11 protein-coding genes are annotated in these 19,276 nt (G+C 47.4%); all 11 read right to left on the bottom strand.

The window, feature by feature from the left end:
- Positions 1-88: 88 nt before the first annotated feature.
- On the bottom strand, positions 89-3,838 hold the full coding sequence (addA, locus tag ACOV1R_RS01310; RefSeq protein WP_015825811.1) for a helicase-exonuclease AddAB subunit AddA: 3,750 nt from the start codon (positions 3,836-3,838) through the stop codon (positions 89-91).
- Positions 3,831-7,433, bottom strand: coding sequence for a PD-(D/E)XK nuclease family protein (locus ACOV1R_RS01315; RefSeq protein WP_097558153.1), 3,603 nt, complete (start codon positions 7,431-7,433; stop codon positions 3,831-3,833). Before ACOV1R_RS01315 ends, addA begins: the two co-directional genes overlap by 8 nt.
- 397 nt (positions 7,434-7,830) lie before the next feature.
- Positions 7,831-8,940 (bottom strand): DMT family transporter, encoded by a 1,110-nt coding sequence (locus ACOV1R_RS01320; RefSeq protein ID WP_011101884.1) that lies wholly within the window; start codon positions 8,938-8,940, stop codon positions 7,831-7,833.
- Between the two features lie 15 nt (positions 8,941-8,955).
- Positions 8,956-9,594 (bottom strand): orotate phosphoribosyltransferase, encoded by a 639-nt coding sequence (gene pyrE, locus ACOV1R_RS01325; RefSeq protein ID WP_015380724.1) that lies wholly within the window; start codon positions 9,592-9,594, stop codon positions 8,956-8,958.
- Between the two features lies 1 nt (position 9,595).
- The gene (gene pyrF, locus ACOV1R_RS01330) at positions 9,596-10,309 is read right to left on the bottom strand and encodes an orotidine-5'-phosphate decarboxylase (RefSeq protein ID WP_003645882.1); all 714 of its coding nucleotides are present in this window, start codon (positions 10,307-10,309) and stop codon (positions 9,596-9,598) included.
- Entirely contained in the window at positions 10,306-11,223 is a 918-nt protein-coding gene (locus ACOV1R_RS01335; protein ID WP_003645881.1) for a dihydroorotate dehydrogenase, read from the bottom strand. Before ACOV1R_RS01335 ends, pyrF begins: the two co-directional genes overlap by 4 nt.
- Before the next feature lie 42 nt (positions 11,224-11,265).
- Positions 11,266-14,442 carry a carbamoyl-phosphate synthase large subunit gene (carB, locus tag ACOV1R_RS01340; protein ID WP_003642608.1) on the bottom strand — a complete coding sequence of 1,059 codons (3,177 nt, stop codon included), beginning with the start codon at positions 14,440-14,442 and terminating at the stop codon, positions 11,266-11,268.
- Positions 14,435-15,529 carry a carbamoyl phosphate synthase small subunit gene (locus ACOV1R_RS01345; RefSeq protein ID WP_011101887.1) on the bottom strand — a complete coding sequence of 365 codons (1,095 nt, stop codon included), beginning with the start codon at positions 15,527-15,529 and terminating at the stop codon, positions 14,435-14,437. The genes carB and ACOV1R_RS01345 overlap by 8 nt, the downstream gene beginning before the upstream one ends.
- Complete coding sequence (locus ACOV1R_RS01350) at positions 15,526-16,818, bottom strand: dihydroorotase (protein ID WP_003644720.1); 1,293 nt, start codon at positions 16,816-16,818, stop codon at positions 15,526-15,528. The genes ACOV1R_RS01345 and ACOV1R_RS01350 overlap by 4 nt, the downstream gene beginning before the upstream one ends.
- Positions 16,819-16,821: 3 nt before the next feature.
- Positions 16,822-17,757, bottom strand: coding sequence for an aspartate carbamoyltransferase catalytic subunit (locus ACOV1R_RS01355; protein ID WP_011101888.1), 936 nt, complete (start codon positions 17,755-17,757; stop codon positions 16,822-16,824).
- Between the two features lie 146 nt (positions 17,758-17,903).
- Positions 17,904-18,446 (bottom strand): bifunctional pyr operon transcriptional regulator/uracil phosphoribosyltransferase PyrR, encoded by a 543-nt coding sequence (pyrR, locus tag ACOV1R_RS01360; RefSeq protein WP_003639428.1) that lies wholly within the window; start codon positions 18,444-18,446, stop codon positions 17,904-17,906.
- Between the last annotated feature and the right edge of the window lie 830 nt (positions 18,447-19,276).

Raw genomic sequence — 19,276 nt, forward strand, 5'->3', positions numbered from 1 at the left:
TTTAATTAAGACCAAACTCAACAAAAAGCACGCCAGATTATTCTGACGTGCTTTTTCCAATTTTGTAAACACCACCTGACAGCCAAACTTAATTAACTGGCACAAACACCTGTTGTGGCAGTGAGTACAAATACTGTTTAGTCACCTTTCCTGGATACATCGACGCTAGCGCTGCTGCATATAGTTTAACTTGACCAGCGTAGCGCGTCTTCAATTCTTCAGGCCGCTTGACGTGGTCCGTCTTATAATCAAACAAGGTTAACCCATCAGCCGTTTCTAAATAGCCGTCAATAATTCCATGAATCAGGACTTTTCCCGTCTCATGTTCATCAACATCGAAAATCTGACGTGCTGGAATCAGTAACGAGAATGGCACTTCGCGGTGCACCTTCGCCGGATTATCCAAAATTTGACTGCCCAGCGCACTCTGGTAAAAAGCCACGATGGTGTCAACTGCAATCAATTTCGCGACATTGGTCGTTAAGACCCGGTTAGCCACTAACCCATCAATCGTACTTTGAACCGTCGTTTCATTGACCGGTTTGGTCAAATCAAGTTGTTCTAAAACTAAGTGGGTCGCACTCCCAACTTCCGCACTGGTTGGCGCCTGCATAGTTTGTAAAAATTGTGGTAACTCCAGTGACCCTGTCACAAACCGGGATGTCGGTCGTGAACGCCGCTGACTAACAGTCGGGTTCGCATTCATCAGCGGAGTATCCGGATCTTCAAAGATTCGTTTCACTTCTGATACCGATTGATATGCCGTCGTCGTCGTGGAAGCCTGGTGTGGATAATGAAAATTCAGTAACGTGGTCAGATAATCACGCGTTACTTGATCAACATCGATGGTGACTTGCTGTTCAACTAGTTCAAGCGCATCAGGTTGAGTATCCGTTACCGCTTCACTTTGCTCCGCCAGGACGGTGGTGGCATCTCCCAATTCAACGGCTAGCTTGGTCGGATCATCCGTCAATTCGTAATTGGGCCATTCATCTCCCCAATATGCCTTCATGGCCGGATGCCGTATCACGGCCATACCGACCCAATCTAATTGATTAGTCGCAGCAATTCGTGCCTGAGCACTCAAAACGCGCCCGTCGCTAGCAAAGGCCTGCCGCCATTTTTCGGTCGCGGTATCAATATCCTTGATTGTTCCAACCAAATAGAGCTGTTGTTGAGCTCGCGTCATCGCGACATATAGTTTCCGCATCTCTTCAGCGCGCATCTTCTTGCTGACTACCTGCTTAGTCACAACTTGTGGCAAGGTCGGGTACTTCACACGCGTTTCTGGGTCCAAATAAGTAATCCCAATCCCCGCTTCTCGGTCCAATAGCGCGCTCGAGCGCGTATCAGTCTGATTGAACTGCTTATCCATATCCATCACGAAAATCACAGGGTATTCAAGCCCCTTGCTACCATGAATCGTCATTACGTTGACCGCTTCCGCATCAGTCTCGGCCACGGCAGCTGCCAAGTCCTGATCCTTTTCCTGCATCCGGCGAATAAAACGAACGAACTGAAATAAGCCCTTAAAACTGCCCTGTTCATACGTATAAGCACGTTCATATAAAGCGTGGAGATTAGCCTGACGCTGTTTACCAGCCGGCATGCCGCCAACGTAGTCTAAAAAGCCAGTTCGTTCATAGATTTGCCAAATCAGGGTTACGATTTGATTACGTCGTGCCAGATCTCGAAATTCAGTCAATTGTGTCAAGAAGGTCTCGATCTTAGCATAAACTTGATCACCATATTCAGTCGCCGGACCAGTCGGATAATGATGATAAAAGTCCTGGACGGCTTGAAAATAATCACTCGTTTTATTCTGGATACGCAAATAAACTAATTGATTTTCGTCTAATCCGACAATTGGCGAGCGTAGAACCGCCACTAACGGAATATCTTGATATGGATTATCGATAATACTGAGTAGTGCCATCATGATTCGAATCTCAGTGGTTTGAAAATAATTCTGGGCATCATTGACCACAACGGGAATGTGATACCGTTTGAAAACATCAATAATTGTTAAATTATGATTACGTGTTGGTACTAGTAACGCCACGTCGCTGTAACGAAACGGCCGGTATTCCCCATTAGCACGTTCATAGATTGGCTTATCTTGGGCCTTAAGTGCCAAAATCTTTTGGGCGACCATCGTGATACTCCCAACGGCAGGATCATCAATTGAAAAATTGGTTTCATCCGTGGAGACATCTTCTGTCGACTTGTCAGTTTCCGTCTGGTAAAGTAATAGATTCGTCGTTTGTGGCATATCGGCCGGATAATCCTTGGGCCCATACTTGAGGTAAGCCGCTTCATCATAATCAATTTGCCCGACCGGCGCGTCCATCAGCTGACTAAAGATTAGGTTAGTCAAATGATCGACATTCGCCACCGACCGGAAGTTTTCAGCTAATACGATTCGTTCCCCGTGTTCGGGATTCGTCCCAAAATCGTGATACTTGTGCAAAAACAATAACGGATCAGCTAATCGGAACTGGTAAATCGACTGTTTGACGTCTCCCACCATGAACATATTTCCTGGCTGGTCGCGCGCCAACAGCTGCAAAATACTTTCTTGCAAAGAGTTAATATCTTGATATTCATCAACCATAACTTCTTCAAATTGGGCCCGTAACTGCGCCAAAGCTGCCTGACCACTTTCATTGTCACTCGTTAAGATTTGCAACGTTAGGTGTTCCAAATCCGAAAAGTCCAGGACGTGTCGCCGCCGTTTTTCAGCTGCAAAAGCCGTCTTAAACTGCTTGGTCGCATCCACTAGCTCAGTCACAATTGACTTTGCCCCTACCATAATATCTAAGACTTGCTGCTCATCGGCCGCAAAATAGGTCTCGCTAAGGGTGGTCATTTGTTTCTTGACACCGTCCACAAATGTGCCCATAGTTTTGGCCCGCGCAGTCTTCTCCGGCTCGTCCTTATAAGTTTTTTTGAGAGCTCCAATCTTGAAAGTAGCGACTTGAGTACGTAACTCATTCCAACTTGCCGTTGCCAATTGTTCACGGAGCGTCGTCAGCGTTTTTTGTGCTGTAGCGAGTACCTCAAGCGTTTTCGGGACTAAGTCAGCATCCGTCGCAACTTTTTGTGCCTGTCGTAATTTCATTTGCATCCCATCGACTTCATTAATGAGCAATGGTAATAATTGTTGTTGATAAAAGGCACTGGCCGTTAACGCTTCCTCATCCACCTGATAAGGTTCCGGTAACTTGCTCAGCCAGCCTTCCGGATCCGGGGTCGACTGGGCAAAATCAAATAACCGAAAAATCAATCGACTGAGACCATCATCACTTCGATCATTAGAAAAATTCGCTGTTAATAAGTCAAATAACGTACCATCTTCATCATATAATTGTTCACGAACACTGTCCCAAACCTGATCACGAATGAGTAACCCCTCAGTGTTGTCCGTCAATAGGCGAAAAACAGGATCCAAATCAATAACGTAGTAATAACGCTGAATCACGCGGAGACAAAAAGCATCCAACGTACTAATGTTGGCTACCCCGAGCAAATTTAATTGCTGCCGTAATTGCCGAATCGCTGGTGACGCCGTGGTTTGCGCCGGATTGTCCGTCATTAACTGTGATATTCGCTTATTGATTTGCGATTCCAGCTTTTGTTTCATATGCTTGGCAGCTAAGTTTGTAAACGTCACCACGAGTAACTGGTCAATATTCGTGCCGGCCAATATCTTGCGCATAATACGTTCGATCAATACGGTCGTCTTTCCAGAACCAGCCGAAGCTGAAACTAACAAGTTATTTCCCTGCTGTGCGATAACAGCTTGCTGGCTAGGTGTATAGTTTGTACCCTCACTCATGGTTTTCTCCACCTTTCTGTGTCTTCAGTAAATCAAGAACCTGTTTGGCTGATAATGGCGGTAGATCCCGATAAGCATTTTCTGCCAACATTGCATCAAACTGCATAATTGATAGATACGGCGAATACTGTAAAGCAGTTGTCTTATCGTTCAGCCGAATTGGATTTAGTTGAATTTCTCCAGCGAAAATCGCTTCAGCAGCTGCAATAATCAATTGACTATTATGCTGTAATAATCGTTCCAACTGGTCATTCGTCACCAGTGAAGCTGCACGCCCCCCACTATACGCCCCGTCCTTTTTACGTGCGAATGGGTAAACTTTCGAGGTCCCGTTACCTTGTTGTAGTTCGCTATCTAAATGTTCCAATAACTGCGGATCATCGAGCAAAATTCCCTTATACTTGTTCTTCTTTAGGAGTGCTGCTTCAAAACCGCCCTGAATATCTTTTGGTTTCAGAGTTGGATTTTGAATGTGCATGTAAAGTGCGCCAGCTAATTTAACCGCAGCTTGATCAGAACCGACTAAAGCTTGCTCGTTATGCAGCACAGCGTCCAAATAAGTTAACATTTGCATTGCGAGACCATAGTAAGCCTCTTGAAAATCAAATTTATGTTGGGATGACTTATAATCGACGATTCCCAGGTAACTTTGATCTGCCATTTGAATTTGGTCGAGACGGTCAATCTTCCCCCGCACGTGCACACTATGCGTTGCATCAATTTGAAAATCGAGCGCTTTTAATCCGTGTTCCTTGCCAACGTTACCAAATAAGACCTCGGTTTGCTTCGGTTCAGCGGCTGACAGTTTACTTTGATTGCGAATCGCAAATGCAATCTGCCGGACTGTGTTGATTAACTGCCGTTGCAAGTAAGCCATCCGGTTAGAACTCGTCAAAATTGTAAACTGTGGTTGATCTAATATTTGACGGGTCACAGTCTCTAAATACTGTCCTAACTGCTGATCACTGGCTTGGGCCAATGGGATTTGATCAGACCGTAACGCCTTGATGAGCCCATCTAAGACAGCGTGGAAAAACTCCCCAGTACTAGCAGCTGATAACTCGAACACATCACGCTCACGCAGTTTGAGCCCATATTTCAAGAAATAAGCGTACTGATTACGATAAAATTCTTCTAGTTTTGAAATTGACGTATAAATTTGATGCCCATACAAAGCCTCAACGCTGGCTGGTGTCAGCTTGACAGGTTGATTGCGATAGCTTAATCCAGCCATCAATTGACGTGCTAGCTCACCGAATTGGGGGTCACGCGTCAATTGTTGCCGTAACCACACCCACACCGGAGCAGGTTGTAATGGTGCGCCAACACGATTACGGTCAGTATTCGTCGTTAACACATCGCGGTAAACCTGAATCACATGACTAATCGTCCGGCGCTTAGTCCCAACAAATGGCCGCGCATCGGCATTAGTCGGATCAGGCGTCCCAAGATAAGTATGTTCTCGCAAATTGAACTGGCGTTGAATTCGCCGCACATAGTTGGACCAATTTAAATCTGTTTCTTGATCATCTTTTAACGGGGCGCTGAAAAACAAGTGTCGACGGGCACTTAAAAAGGCCAAATAATTCAGACAACTTTCATCACCGAGCTGAACGACAGCTGAATCATTTAAATAGTGGTCACCATCTAACGAACTGAGCGTTGGTTGCAAATTTTCTTTATCCACATCACTCAATAAGTTGTTCGTCATAATCCGGTCAGGCATCACTAAATCGGTTGCCCCAACCATGAAGACAACTTTATGGTCCTGACTTTGAACCATTCCGCTCTCTGAAATTAACACCTGGTCCAACGTCGACGGAATTTGCGAGTAACTAGCACCTTCAAAGCCCGCTTGTAATAGTGCCAAAAAGTCCGTAATTTCAAATGGCTCTGCACCTAAAATCGTCACGTATTCATCTAGCATCCCACAGAAAGTTTGCCAGGTCTGCTCAGGCTCGGCAGCTGCCCGGACATCTTGGCGATCCAAGGCTTGATCACGCCAAGCTAATAGCTGGTCCGTAACGCCCTGGCTTGTCAAAAAGTTGACCAGCAATGTCACGGCCGCTTTGCCATCCGGTGCTTGCCGCATTTTTTTAAAAAACGGTGGTAACGTTTCAGCAACAAAGTGATGAATCAAGTTGATTTGTCGCGAAATTTCAGCATTTTGGTCCGTCTCGACCCCGGCATCACCCTCGGTTAATTGAAAGTATTGCCAATCTTCCCTTTGTACCCACCGCTGGCCGTGATAACCACTTTTAAGGATAAAGTTTTCGGTCAGATCTACTGCTTGGCGGTAGGCTTGCCGATCCATCGGTTGCCCATTGATATTTGGCATCAACAGCTCGGTTTTCAACACTCGCATAACATCACGATATTGATACTGCTGTGCGTCGATATCAAACAACGCGTTAATCAACTCAACTAACGGATGGTCGGCCATTGAACGCTGTAAATCAACAAAGTATGGTATTTCTAATTCATGAAAAGTCGGCGCTAACATCGTTTGGTAGGCATCTAAGTGCCGTGTCATGATCAAGAAGTCCCGATAATGATAATCGTCGGCGGGATCGGCATGTTTTTTCGCGACCATTGCCCGAATCATGCGGCCAACTTGTGCCAATTCGGTCTGTCGACTATCGGTCCGGAATAAATGCACATTCGTATTCGGCTCCTCGTAACCGGTAGCCGCTTGGGGCTGACCACGCCAAAAATCATCGAGAGCCACTAAGCCGGGAGCCACGCGCGGCGTTTCAGCATAAATATCTTGGCTAACCGGAATCTGACGAATACGGGCATACTGATAAAGCCGATAATAAAGCCGACCAGATTGATAAAACAGCGTGCCATTTTCTGGCGCCCGGTCAACGACTTTGTGATCGAGCATCAAACTGATTGTCACGTCCGCGCCCTGTTCCAGCATAGTCGTGACGATTCCCTGTTCCTGGGCCGGTAATTGGGCAAAGCCAGCGAGTTCCACATAAACGTGCGTTCCGTGCAAGTCTTGACGCCGTAAGTAAGCATTCAATTGAACGAGAATATCAGCGGGCTTAAGATACTTATCTGCAGTCGCCGCCACGAAGTCTTTGTAAACGATCGCCAGATCATGTAGCTTAGCCTGCAAGTCACCCGCCTGAGCATTCGCTGCCAATTGAACCACATCTTCTGGTTGCAAATTAGCGGTCTGTAACTCATTAATTTCACGAGCTAGTTGAGTCACAAAACCCGTTTGCGAGATTTCACCACCAAACAATCGCAGCTCATCGGCATGTCGTTGTAGAATGCGATATAATAGCATGTCAATCCCAGCAGCGGAGAGTCGTGGTACTTGATAAGCTGCTTCGTTCTTCATCAAGTACCAAGCAAGACGGGTAAATGAAAAGACCTGAACCTGAGTCTGGGCATACAAATCTGGTTGCCCAAATGCCTGTGCCAAGCGGTTCAACACGTCAACTTCAGTATCGAACTTAATATGGTTCGGTACCAAATAAAAAAACTGATCTTGTGGCTTAGCCATCAAGGTTGCCACTAACTGCGCCACCATGGTACGGCGATGGTCCATCTTGGCTGGTCCCAATACAAATTGTAAGCTCACCACTAATTCCTCCTCTGAACTGAACAAACGTTCTCATTAAGTTAGTCTCATTATCGCATATTTAACCGGCTAAAAAAACACCTAACCCGTAAGTTAGATGTTTATTATCGCGTCCATTAAATACCACGTTATTCAGCCAGGCGACCCGTGTGCTGCACGTCTTAATTCTCAACGTTGACGGCCACTGCTGCCAGATGTGCGTCGGATTTATAATGGCTTATCGTGCCCGGCATCCAGTACCGTTTTGTCATCCTGATTTGAAATTTTAGAAGCTTTAACGAACGTGGTCACGGCTTAATGTGGTCAACTCGCACGGTCGCTTATTCATCCGGCTGCAAGTCTCGACCTCAAAACACCTTACCGATCACCCGGTGACACTCGCCAATCCTCAGAGTGCTTAAAAGACGCGAATTAGCACAACCCCCACAATCATGACGAGCAAGCCCATCAACTGGACCCCCGAAATTGGGTTCTTTTTTGAAGCAAACCAGCCAAATTGGTCAATCATTAAACTACCGGCCATCAGTCCGACTAAAACAATGACGACCGCTAAACCAGTGCCAACGACCGGAACCAAGTAAACATTACCCAAAACATACAGCGCGCCAATCATGCCACCAATCCACATCCACCAAGGATTAGGCGTCTTAGTTGGCCTAATCAATTTGAATTGAGGTCGCAAGACTAACACGATGACGATCAGCCCCAGAGTACCAACTAAAAAAGAAACAAATGCCGCGTGCACTGTGGAGCCAAGCACCCGACCTAGGTGCCCATTGACCGCAGTTTGCATCGCACTGAGCATTCCGGCAACCACACCTAGTGCACGCCAAATTCCAAGGCCACTTTGGTCAGTGTCAGTGTCAGTAGCTGTATCTTTTTCCGCTGTTTCAGTGATTCGATTATGCCGCTGTTCGAGCCACCCCTGAGCCGCAACGGTGATGATGACTCCCGCCAAGACTAAAATTGCACCCAAAAATCGGGTCATCGTCAATGTACTTTGGGGTGAGTCGAACCAACCAAAATTATCAATCAATAGCCCGGCCAAAATTTGACCAAGCACGGGCATAATAACGGTTTGAACACTACCCAGCTTCGGAAACAACAAGATATTGCCAGTTAAGTAGACGACCCCCAACAGCCCACCCAGCCAAATCCAAACCGGTTGACTCGTAAATAACGTCGTCGAAAATCCTAAAGTATGGACATCAATTAGTGTCATTATCGCCAAAAACAACGTCCCCACAGCAAAAGATATTAGGGAGGCACCAAATGGAGATCCCACTGAATTGCGCAATCGCGAATTAATACTCGTTTGCATTGGTAACCCAATCCCGATTGCTAAGCCAACTAAAATTGCTAACATCGAATATTCCCTCATTTCTTTATCTTGTCTTAACAATCTGTCACAGGTTAATATTAGCACGAGCCGGTAACTAAAATAGTCATGAAAATCATCTGGATAATCCAGCTTAATTTTCATGACTATTTTAAATATGCCAGCCATTTATGGCGCGTAATCCTAATCAGTCACTCCCCAGTGTTCTGGGTCCTGACGCCACGTATGCAGCGAAGCTAATTCCTCGTCATCAATGTAATCTGCTTGGCGAGCAACTTTGATTAGTTCAGGATAGTTGGACAAACTGAACAGCGGTAATGACACAACGGCAAAATTTTGCGTTGCCGCATCCAAGGCATAACTGAAGATTGCCCCAACAGCCTGAATATCGCCACCTGCTGCTTGAACGGCCTTGGCCGCCTGTAACACACTGCCACCCGTCGAAATCAGATCATCCAGCATGACAACTTTTTGACCGGGCTTTAACACCCCTTCGATTTGGCGTCCAGCACCGTGATCCTTGGGTTTAGCACGAACGTAGATCAATGGTAGATTTAACAATTCCGCCACCCAGGCTGCATGGGGAATGCCAGCCGTTGCGACCCCCGCAATCACTTCGGTCGCCGGGTATTCACGCTTGATGATGGCGGCGATTCCGTGCGCGATATGCTGACGGACCGCCGGATAAGAAATCGTCAGCCGATTGTCCGTATAAATTGGACTTTTAATGCCACTGGCCCAGGTGAACGGGTCGTTTGGTCGTAGTGTAACGGCTTTAATCGTCAACAAATCAGTGGCGATAGTTGCTGCAATTTCACTCATATTAGTTACTCCATTCTGTCATAATGTCTCGGTAAGCTTGAACTGGTTCTGCAGCCTGCGTAATTGGCCGCCCGATGACGAGACCGTTGCTCCCAGCCTTAGCAGCGGCAGCCGGTGTCATCACCCGTTGCTGGTCATCTGACTGCGCCGACGCTGGCCGAATTCCCGGCGTAATTCCGAGAAAATCGGCACCGACGGCCGTATGAATCGCCTGAACTTCTTGGGCGGAACAAATGACGCCATCACAGTCACTCGCCCGTGCTAGTTTGGCATAATGCACGACACTCGCCCGAATCGTTCCCATGATTTGCTGGTCCTGATTCAAAATAGCTTGATTAGTCGAAGTTAACTGCGTAATCGCTAATAACTTGGGGGCAGTGACTCCAGCGGCCATTGCACCCGCGACCAATCCTCGTTTGGCGGCTGAAAGCATCACGTGCCCACCCGCAGCATGAACCGTTGTATAGGTTACCCCTAACCGCCCGATCACCCGCATTGCGGATTCGACGGTATTGGGAATATCATGTAGTTTCAAATCTAAGAAAACCGCATGGCCGCGAGCTTGCACGTCCGTCACAATACTCGGTCCCGCTGCATAAAATAACTCCATGCCGATTTTGACAGTGACATGTAAATCAGCCGGAAATTGGTCTAAAAAAGCTAAGGCCCGTTCGGCGGTGGGAAAATCTAACGCAATGATAATTGGTCGCTTCATCCTTGGACCTCCTGAATCAACGCTTGCAAGCTGGTGATCCCGTACTGATCCATCGCCGCCGGTAATCCAGCAATAATGTCTGTACAAGCAGTCGGGTGACCATACGTTGCGGCCCCAACTTGAACAGCATTTGCACCAGCCAGGTAAAATTCCAACACATCAGCCGGCGTGAACACGCCACCAACGCCAATAATCGGCAACTTGGTATGTTGACGCACGTCATGGATCATCCGAACAGCAAGTGGATGAATGGCTTTTCCAGATAAACCGCCCGTACCATGCGCTAAGATCGGTTGACGTGTGGCTAAATCGATGCCCATACCCGTTAACGTGTTAATCATCGTCAGTCCAGCCGCTCCACCAGCTTCGGCAGCGAGTGCAATTGGGACAATATCAGTGACATTCGGGGTCAGCTTCATGAAAACTGGTTTATCGACCGCGGCAACAATCGCCTTAGTCAACGCCGTTACCGTCGCTGGATCAGTTCCAAATGCTAGGCCGCCATGGTCGACGTTTGGACATGAAATATTGATTTCCAATAATTTGACGTTAGGTGCCGACGCCATTTTTCGTGCGACTGCCACGTATTCATCAAAGCTCGCCCCCGCGACACTCCCAATAATCGGTAAATCCGGATAATGAGTCGCTAACCACGGTAATTTATCGGCCAGCACATTGTCAATTCCGGGATTTTTGAGTCCAATTGCATTGAGCCACCCCGCGGTTGTTTCCGCGGTCGTTGGTCGTGGGTTGCCCGCTTTCGGTTCGGCGGTGGTCGACTTGATGACCAAGCCCCCCAGCGCACTCAGGTCTAACTGTTGAGCCATCTGTTGACCATATGCCGCCGTACCACTAGCCGGCATAACCGGATTTTTGAACGTGACACCGGCTAAATTTACTGTTAATCGTCCCATCGTTTTCCTCCTATGATCAAGCTTATCGGCGGGTGTCCTGATTTAGAGCGCCTGCGTTACAAATGATTGTGATTCTCGTACTTGCAAAATTGCCGCGACCGTATCTAAGGCCGTAAACAACGGAATACCGTGCATAATTGACGTGTTTCGAATCAGGGTACCATCATTTTCAGCCTGTTCTTCATCCGAAACCGTATTAATGACGACTTGAATTTCGCCAGCTTCCATGCGATGCAGTAAATCATGCTCGCCACTATCGATCTTGTCGACGGTCGTAACGGGTAACCCGTGTGTGGTCAGAGCAGTCGCCGTTCCCCGAGTCGCTAGCAATTGGTAACCCAACGCATGGAACCGCTTGGCTAACGCCACTGTTTCTGGCTTGTCTTCATCCCGGACAGTCAAAAGTACGTTACCATGGCTCGGCACGTGTAGCTTAGCCGCTTCAAAGGCTTTGTAAAGCGCCTTTGCCATCGTGACATCGCTGCCCATGACTTCACCCGTTGACTTCATTTCTGGTCCCAACAAACTATCCACACGATTCAACTTTGAAAATGAAAAGACCGGCGCTTTGACGTGTACTAAGGGACCCGGTGTGACCAAGCCAGTCTGATAACCTTGTTCAGCCAATGACTGGCCAAGGATTGCCCGAGTCGCAACTTGAGCCATCGGAATGTTCGTGACCTTGCTTAAGAATGGCACCGTCCGGCTCGCGCGCGGATTGACTTCAATCACATAAACTTGGTCGTCGTGGATTACGAATTGAATGTTCATCATCCCGACACAGTTGAGCGCAATGGCTAATTTTTCAGTATAATCCACAATTTGTGCTTGGACCGCCGCCGAAAGTGACTGTGGCGGATAAACGGCCATCGAATCGCCAGAATGGACACCCGCCCGTTCGATGTGTTCCATAATTCCCGGAATCAAGACTGTTTGACCGTCACAAATGGCATCAACTTCACATTCCTTCCCGACCAAATAACTGTCCACTAAAACGGGGTGGTCGTGCGACACCTTGACCGCGTTATGCATGTAATAGTCTAAGTCGGTCCGCTTCTTGACAATTTCCATCGCCCGGCCACCAAGGACATAACTGGGCCGGACAAGGACGGGATAGCCCAACTTATCCGCAATAGCTAGCGCGGTTGCTTCATCACTTGCCGTATCACCAGCCGGTTGTGGAATAGCTAAAGCTTTGATGACCTTATCAAATTCGTCACGGTCTTCCGCGCGGTTGACATCCGCCACACTCGTCCCTAAGATTTTGATACCATGGTCAGCCAATGGTTTCGCTAAGTTAATCGCTGTTTGACCACCAAATTGCACAATCACGCCCACTGGTTTTTCAAGTTCGATCACGTTTAAGACATCTTCAATCGTCAGTGGCTCGAAGTACAATTTGTCTGATACTGAGAAATCAGTCGAGACGGTTTCCGGATTACTATTCATGATAATCGCTTCATAGCCAGCTTTTTGGATGGCTTTAACGGAGTGAACGGTAGCATAGTCGAATTCCACCCCTTGCCCAATGCGAATCGGCCCTGACCCTAACACTAAAACGGATGGGCGTTTCGTGACAATACTCTCATTTTCAAACTCATAAGTGCCGTAGTAATAAGGTGTCTCCGAAGCAAACTCACCGGCACAAGTATCGACCATCTTATAAACGGGCGCTAGTTTGTGCGCTAAGCGGAAGTCGCGAACCTGATCGATTGTTTCGTGCCAATAGTCAGCTACCGTTTGATCGGCGAAGCCATTGCGTTTAGCGACAGTTAGTGTCTCTATGTCATCCGTATGGGTACGCAAGGCTTGTTCGATTTCAATAATGTGTAATAGTTTATCCAGGAAGAACACGTTGATCTTGGTGAGTTCGGCTAATTCATCAATCGGGTAACCGCGGCGAATTGCTTCCGTTAAGTAGAATAACCGATCATCCTGCGCATGAATGAGCTTATCGCTGAGTACATCATCGTCAACACTACGCAAAGCGGGTTCTTCAACGTGGTGCACCCCAATTTCTAGTGATCGGACCGCCTTTAGTGTGGCTTCTTCAATATTGCGCCCAATCGCCATGACTTCGCCGGTCGCCTTCATCTGAGTGCCCAAACGACGATCAGCATGGGTGAACTTATCAAACGGCCAGCGAGGAATCTTGCAAACCACGTAGTCCAACGCTGGCTCGAATTCAGCGTAAGTGGTTCCCGTCACCGGATTTTTAATTTCATCCAAATGTAAGCCGACTGCAATCTTGGCAGCCATCTTAGCAATTGGGTAACCAGTCGCTTTGGAGGCTAACGCTGATGAGCGACTGACCCGCGGATTTACTTCAATAATATAGTAATTAAAACTATTCGGATCGAGGGCCAACTGAACGTTACAGCCCCCCTCAATCTTCAACGCCCGAATAATCTTCAAAGCAGCATCCCGTAATAATTGCACTTCGCGATCTGCTAACGTTTGAACAGGTGCATAGACGATTGAATCACCGGTATGAATCCCCACGGGGTCAAAATTTTCCATATTGCAGACGACCATCGCATTATCCGCAGCATCACGCATAACTTCAAACTCAATTTCTTTGTACCCGGCAATACTTTGTTCGATCAGAACTTGGGTCACTGGTGATAACGCCAACCCATTTTCGGTAATGTCGTGTAACTGTTGGGGCGTCTCGGCGATGCCACCGCCAGTCCCCCCCATCGTAAAGGCTGGTCGCACGATGACCGGATAACCAGCTTGCTCAGCGAAAGCCAACGCTTCGTCAACCGTCCGCGCAATACCAGAAGCTGGCACGGGTTCGCCCAATTCTTCCATCAGTGCCTTAAACTGTTCCCGGTCTTCCGCCTGATCAATTGCGCTGAGCTTCGTTCCTAACAGTTCAATGTGCAACTCATCGAGAATACCCGATTTAGATAATTCCATCGCCATATTCAAGCCCTGCTGGCCGCCTAAAGTTGGCAAAATCGCATCCGGATGTTCTTTGCGGAGAATCTGTGAAACAAATTCAAGTGTAATTGGTTCCAAGTAGACCTGGTCCGCAATTTCTTTGTCCGTCATAATCGTTGCGGGGTTAGAATTGACCAAGACCACTTCATAATCGAGTTCTTTTAATGCCAGGCAAGCTTGTGTCCCAGAATAATCAAATTCTGCGGCCTGACCAATAATAATTGGTCCTGAACCAATTACCATAATTTTATGAATATCTGTCCGTTTAGGCATTGAATTGGCTTCCTTTCTGGGTTGCTTGATTAGCCGCCATCAAATCAATAAATTCGTCAAAAATATGATCAGCATCGTGAGGACCCGGCGCTGCGTCCGGATGATATTGCACGGAAAAGGCCGCGTAGTCGCGATGCCGCAAGCCTTCCACGGTACCATCATTAATCTCCTCATGGGTGATTAACAAGTCAGTCTGCGCTAATGAATCCCGATCCACCGCGTAACCATGGTTTTGCGACGTAAAATCAATCCGCCCAGTTGCAATCTCACGAACGGGATGGTTAAACCCACGATGTCCGAACTTCATCTTGAACGTGTCCGCACCGTTTGCTAGCGCAAAAAGTTGATGTCCGAGACAAATTCCAAATAGCGGCACATGTTTTTCCACTTCTCTGATCATCTCTAAGGCTCCCGGAACATCTTTGGGATCACCAGGGCCGTTCGTCAACATCACACCATCCGGATTCAAAGCCATGATTTCACTCGCCGTGGTATTGTACGGCAACACCGTCAAGTTACATTGACGCTTTGCTAATTCGCGTAAAATCGAATGCTTCAACCCAAAGTCGACGACGACCACGTTGGGGCCTGTCGCTGGGTTGGGATAGGCGTTATTCGTTGAGCTCTGGGCAACAACGGCCCGATTTAATTCCGTGACTTTGAGCCGGTCAACCGTATCTGGTAAGACGTTATCGACGATGGTGGCCTTCATCGCGCCCTTCGTTCGGATATGTTTAGTGACCGCCCGCGTATCAATATCCATAATGCCAGGAATCGCATTCTGTTTTAGATAATCGTCCAACGACTGAGCATTACGCCAATTACTGGCTCGTCGGGCAACTTCGTGAACAACAACGCCCTTACAAGTTGGCTTGATTGACTCATGGTCATCCCGATTAATGCCGTAATTTCCAATCAAAGGATACGTAAACATCAAGATTTCGCCATTATAAGACTGGTCTGTGATCGACTCTTGATAACCACTCATGCCGGTATTAAAGACTAATTCACCAACCGTGGCCGTTGTCGCACCAAACCCCGTGCCGGGGTAAATCGTACCATCTTCAAGTACTAAGTATCGTTTCATGCTTGCGTTTCCTTTCCATATGCCAACTTACCGTCAACTAGTGTCATTAAGACGTTGCCATAAACGGGCCAACCGATAAACGGGGAATTGTGCCCCTTCGATAACATGGTGGCCGCTTCGATTTCATATTGATGATCTAAATCAATAATGGTTAGATCAGCCGGTGCCCCCACTACCAACCGGCCGGCTGTATTTAAGCCAAATAGTTCAGCCGGACGCGTGCTCATCAGTTCAATTAAACGACCGAGCGTCAGTAACCGGGTCTTGACCAGCGCCGTATATAGCGTGGCAAAGGCAGTCTCAATCCCAGTAATCCCGAAGGCTGCCGTCTTCATGCTGCCCTGTTTTTCGGCATCAGTATGCGGCGCATGGTCCGTCGCAATCATGTCGATCGTGCCATCCAACAATCCCGCAACTAACGCTGCGCGATCCTTGGCTGAACGCAACGGTGGATTCATCTTTAACATCGGGTTATCCATCGTAATATCTTCATCACAAAGGAGTAAATGATGGGGCGATACTTCACAAGTCACGTTGATGCCAGCTGCTTTCGCATTGCGAATCACGCGTAAACTTTCCGCCGTTGAGACGTGACAAACATGGTAGTGAACCCCACTCGCTTCCGCCAACATGACATCACGAGCCACTTGGGCCGCTTCTGAAACATTATTGATACCAGGCAATCCTAGCCGATCAGCAACGGGCCCCGCGTTCATCACGCCATGATGATAAAGCGAATCATCCTCAACGTGTGCCGCTAATGGCAACCCAACTTTAGCAGCACCTTGCATGGCTGCAAACATGGTTCCGGCCGTTTGAACACCGGAACCATCGTTACTGACGGCAAAGGCCCCCGCAGCTTTGATGCCGGCAAAGTCAACGAGCTGTTCACTAGTCCGCCCAGTCGTAATGCTGGCATATTGTGCGACGTGAACATGTGCTTCCTGCTGATTACGCGCCACCATCGTCGCGACCCGCTCAGGTGTATCGGGTACCGGATCCACATTAGGCATTGCTCCGACCGTTGTGAAACCGCCATGCGCCGCGGCTAACGTTCCGGTCGCAATCGTTTCCTTCGCTGTTTGACCAGGATCGCGTAAATGGACGTGTACGTCGACAAAGCCCGGACTAACAAAGTGCTGATCGGCACAAATGACGTGATCCGCCGGTCCAAACTGATCGTGCAGTTGATGCCCGATCGCCTTAATTCGGCCCTCGGCAATCAGGATATCCGTTGTTTGTAACTGCCCTGCTTGCCACACTTGAGCATTCTTAATTAATGTTGTCATGCGTTAAACCTCCACTTGAGTTGCTGAAATTAATCCTTGATGAGCGAGGACGCTCGCCACCATTGCCATCCGAATATAAACACCATTCGTCATCTGCTGAAAAATTCGTGATTGCGGCGCTTCAACTAAGTCACTCGCTAGCTCAACACCTCGATTAACGGGGGCCGGATGCATGATAATCGCATGCTTGGGCATTCGTGCGGCGCGCTCAGCTGTTAAACCATACTGTTGATGGTAGGCAGACGCATCGAAGGTCTGATTGTTCACTTGCGATAATCGTTCGTGTTGGACACGTAATAACATCATGACGTCCATCGTTGCGACTAACTGGTCCATCGTCTGATATTCGCCGTATGCTTCAAAGTCACGGCCATACCATTCTTTGGGGCCGCCAAAGTAAACCTGGGCTCCTAGTTGCGTCAGTAACGCCATATTGGAACGGGCCACACGTGAATGGGCCAAGTCACCCACAATAGCTATCTTTAAACCATCAAAATGACCAAATTCTTCATAAATAGTTAGCATATCCAACAACGATTGTGACGGATGTTGCCCACTACCATCACCAGCATTGATCAAACTCATGTCAAACCCGGCGTCGAGAAGTGGTTGATAATAACGATCGCGTGGATGCCGAACCACTGCCAAGTTGACGCCAATGGCTTCAATCGTTTTCAAAGTATCCAGCAAGCTTTCGCCCTTAGTCACGGAACTAGTCTTTGGGTCAAACGGAATCACCTGTAATCCTAATCGTCGTTCGGCCATCTCAAAACTTGTATGTGTGCGGGTGCTATTCTCAAAAAATAAGTTCATCGCAAACGTTGGCTGTGACAGTTGTACCGTTTTCCCATTCTTGAAAGCTTGGGCCAACTTCAAGTAGGCCATCACGTCCTGATTACTAAATTGTTCAACACTAACTAGGTTTTGACTCGTTTTCATGGCTATTGCCGTCTCCTTTGTATATAAAAAAAGTCTAGCTTCCGCAAAAATGTTTGCAAAGAGGCTAGACTCCGATTAAGTGGTCACGCATGACCAAACCGTTTCGTTCCTCTCTGGAAACAATTAAATGGTTTTATTCAATTAAATCATTCTTCTAATTTTTCAATACTAATTCCATCATGTCCGTCGTGTTCTTCAAGGGCGACACTGACTTGTTCATCCAAGGCCGTTGGAATATTTTTACCAATAAAATCAGGCCGGATCGGTAATTCACGATGTCCACGATCGACTAAGACCGCTAACGAAATCTTTGCGGGACGTCCATGGTCCATCAAGGCATCTAGCGCAGCCCGAACTGTCCGGCCTGTAAATAAGACATCATCGACCAAGATAACGTGTTTGCCATTGATATCAACCGGAATATCAGCACCATTTAGCTTCGCTTGACCGGCAACATCAACCGCATGATGATCATCCCGATATAACGTGATATCTAACGAACCAACTGGCACGTCAACGCCTTCCAACTGTTTCAATCGTTGCGCTAACCGTTGGGCCAAAAAAATCCCACGAGTCTTGATACCGATAAATACCAGGTTACCAACACCCTTATTCTGCTCAATAATCTCATAAGTGATCCGCGTCAGCGCGCGGCGCATGGTCATTGCATCAACGACTTCTCGTGCCATTAGTTTGTCAGCTCCATTTCTGTAATTTCACCTTAATCCACGGGGTAAAAAAAGAGTCACCCTGTTTTCCTGCGAAAAGCGTGGGAGACCCTACATGACCGTTCCCCTTGTTAGCCTCACAGGACTAAGTTAAAGGTGCTTGTTTAATTGGACTAAGTGTAACGAACTCCACCACAACTGTCAAGGACTAATCAACTTAAGTCGCGTTAATTATCTGACGACTTTGGTCATTTGCCCTTTATGTTGACAAGCATCATTGAGGAACCTGGCGAGTTCAATAGATTTCCAATCGTGACACGTGATCGTCTTATTCCGGCCTCTAAGAATAAATGATGAGCGGTCGCCTAATATTAGTACCATTGGTCGTTGAATCCGTTGATATTAGAACTTCAATTAAAGCTGGGAGACCATCAATTCACTTTAATGACTGTTTCAATCTTAACGTGCTAATTTAGCAACAAATGGTCTATCAAAATATCATTATATGCGAAATCTACCCTTTATGAGCAACAACAAACTCAGCAAAAGTTAAGTCCACCCATCACTTGAACACCACCTCGACTGAAAGGCGTTGCTGACAATACTCAGCACTGGAAGCCGGTGAAGTTCAGACGGGTTGAAACTGAAGATTATCTCAACGGCAACGTTGAGGGGTGAACTTTCACTTAGCTAACTGGAAGTCTCAACCCGAGCGAATCCCGTTTCTGTATGTCGGCATCCAACGCCCTAACCAGGTGAATTTACACTAAACAAAACTTTCTTCAGCAGTCCTGCGCCGGCTACTCCTGCGCTTAAATGAGGATAAACCTTTCCAATACTTAAATTCCTTA

The sequence above is a fragment of the Lactiplantibacillus sp. YT640 genome, from assembly GCF_049745435.1.
Taxonomy (GTDB): domain Bacteria; phylum Bacillota; class Bacilli; order Lactobacillales; family Lactobacillaceae; genus Lactiplantibacillus; species Lactiplantibacillus plantarum.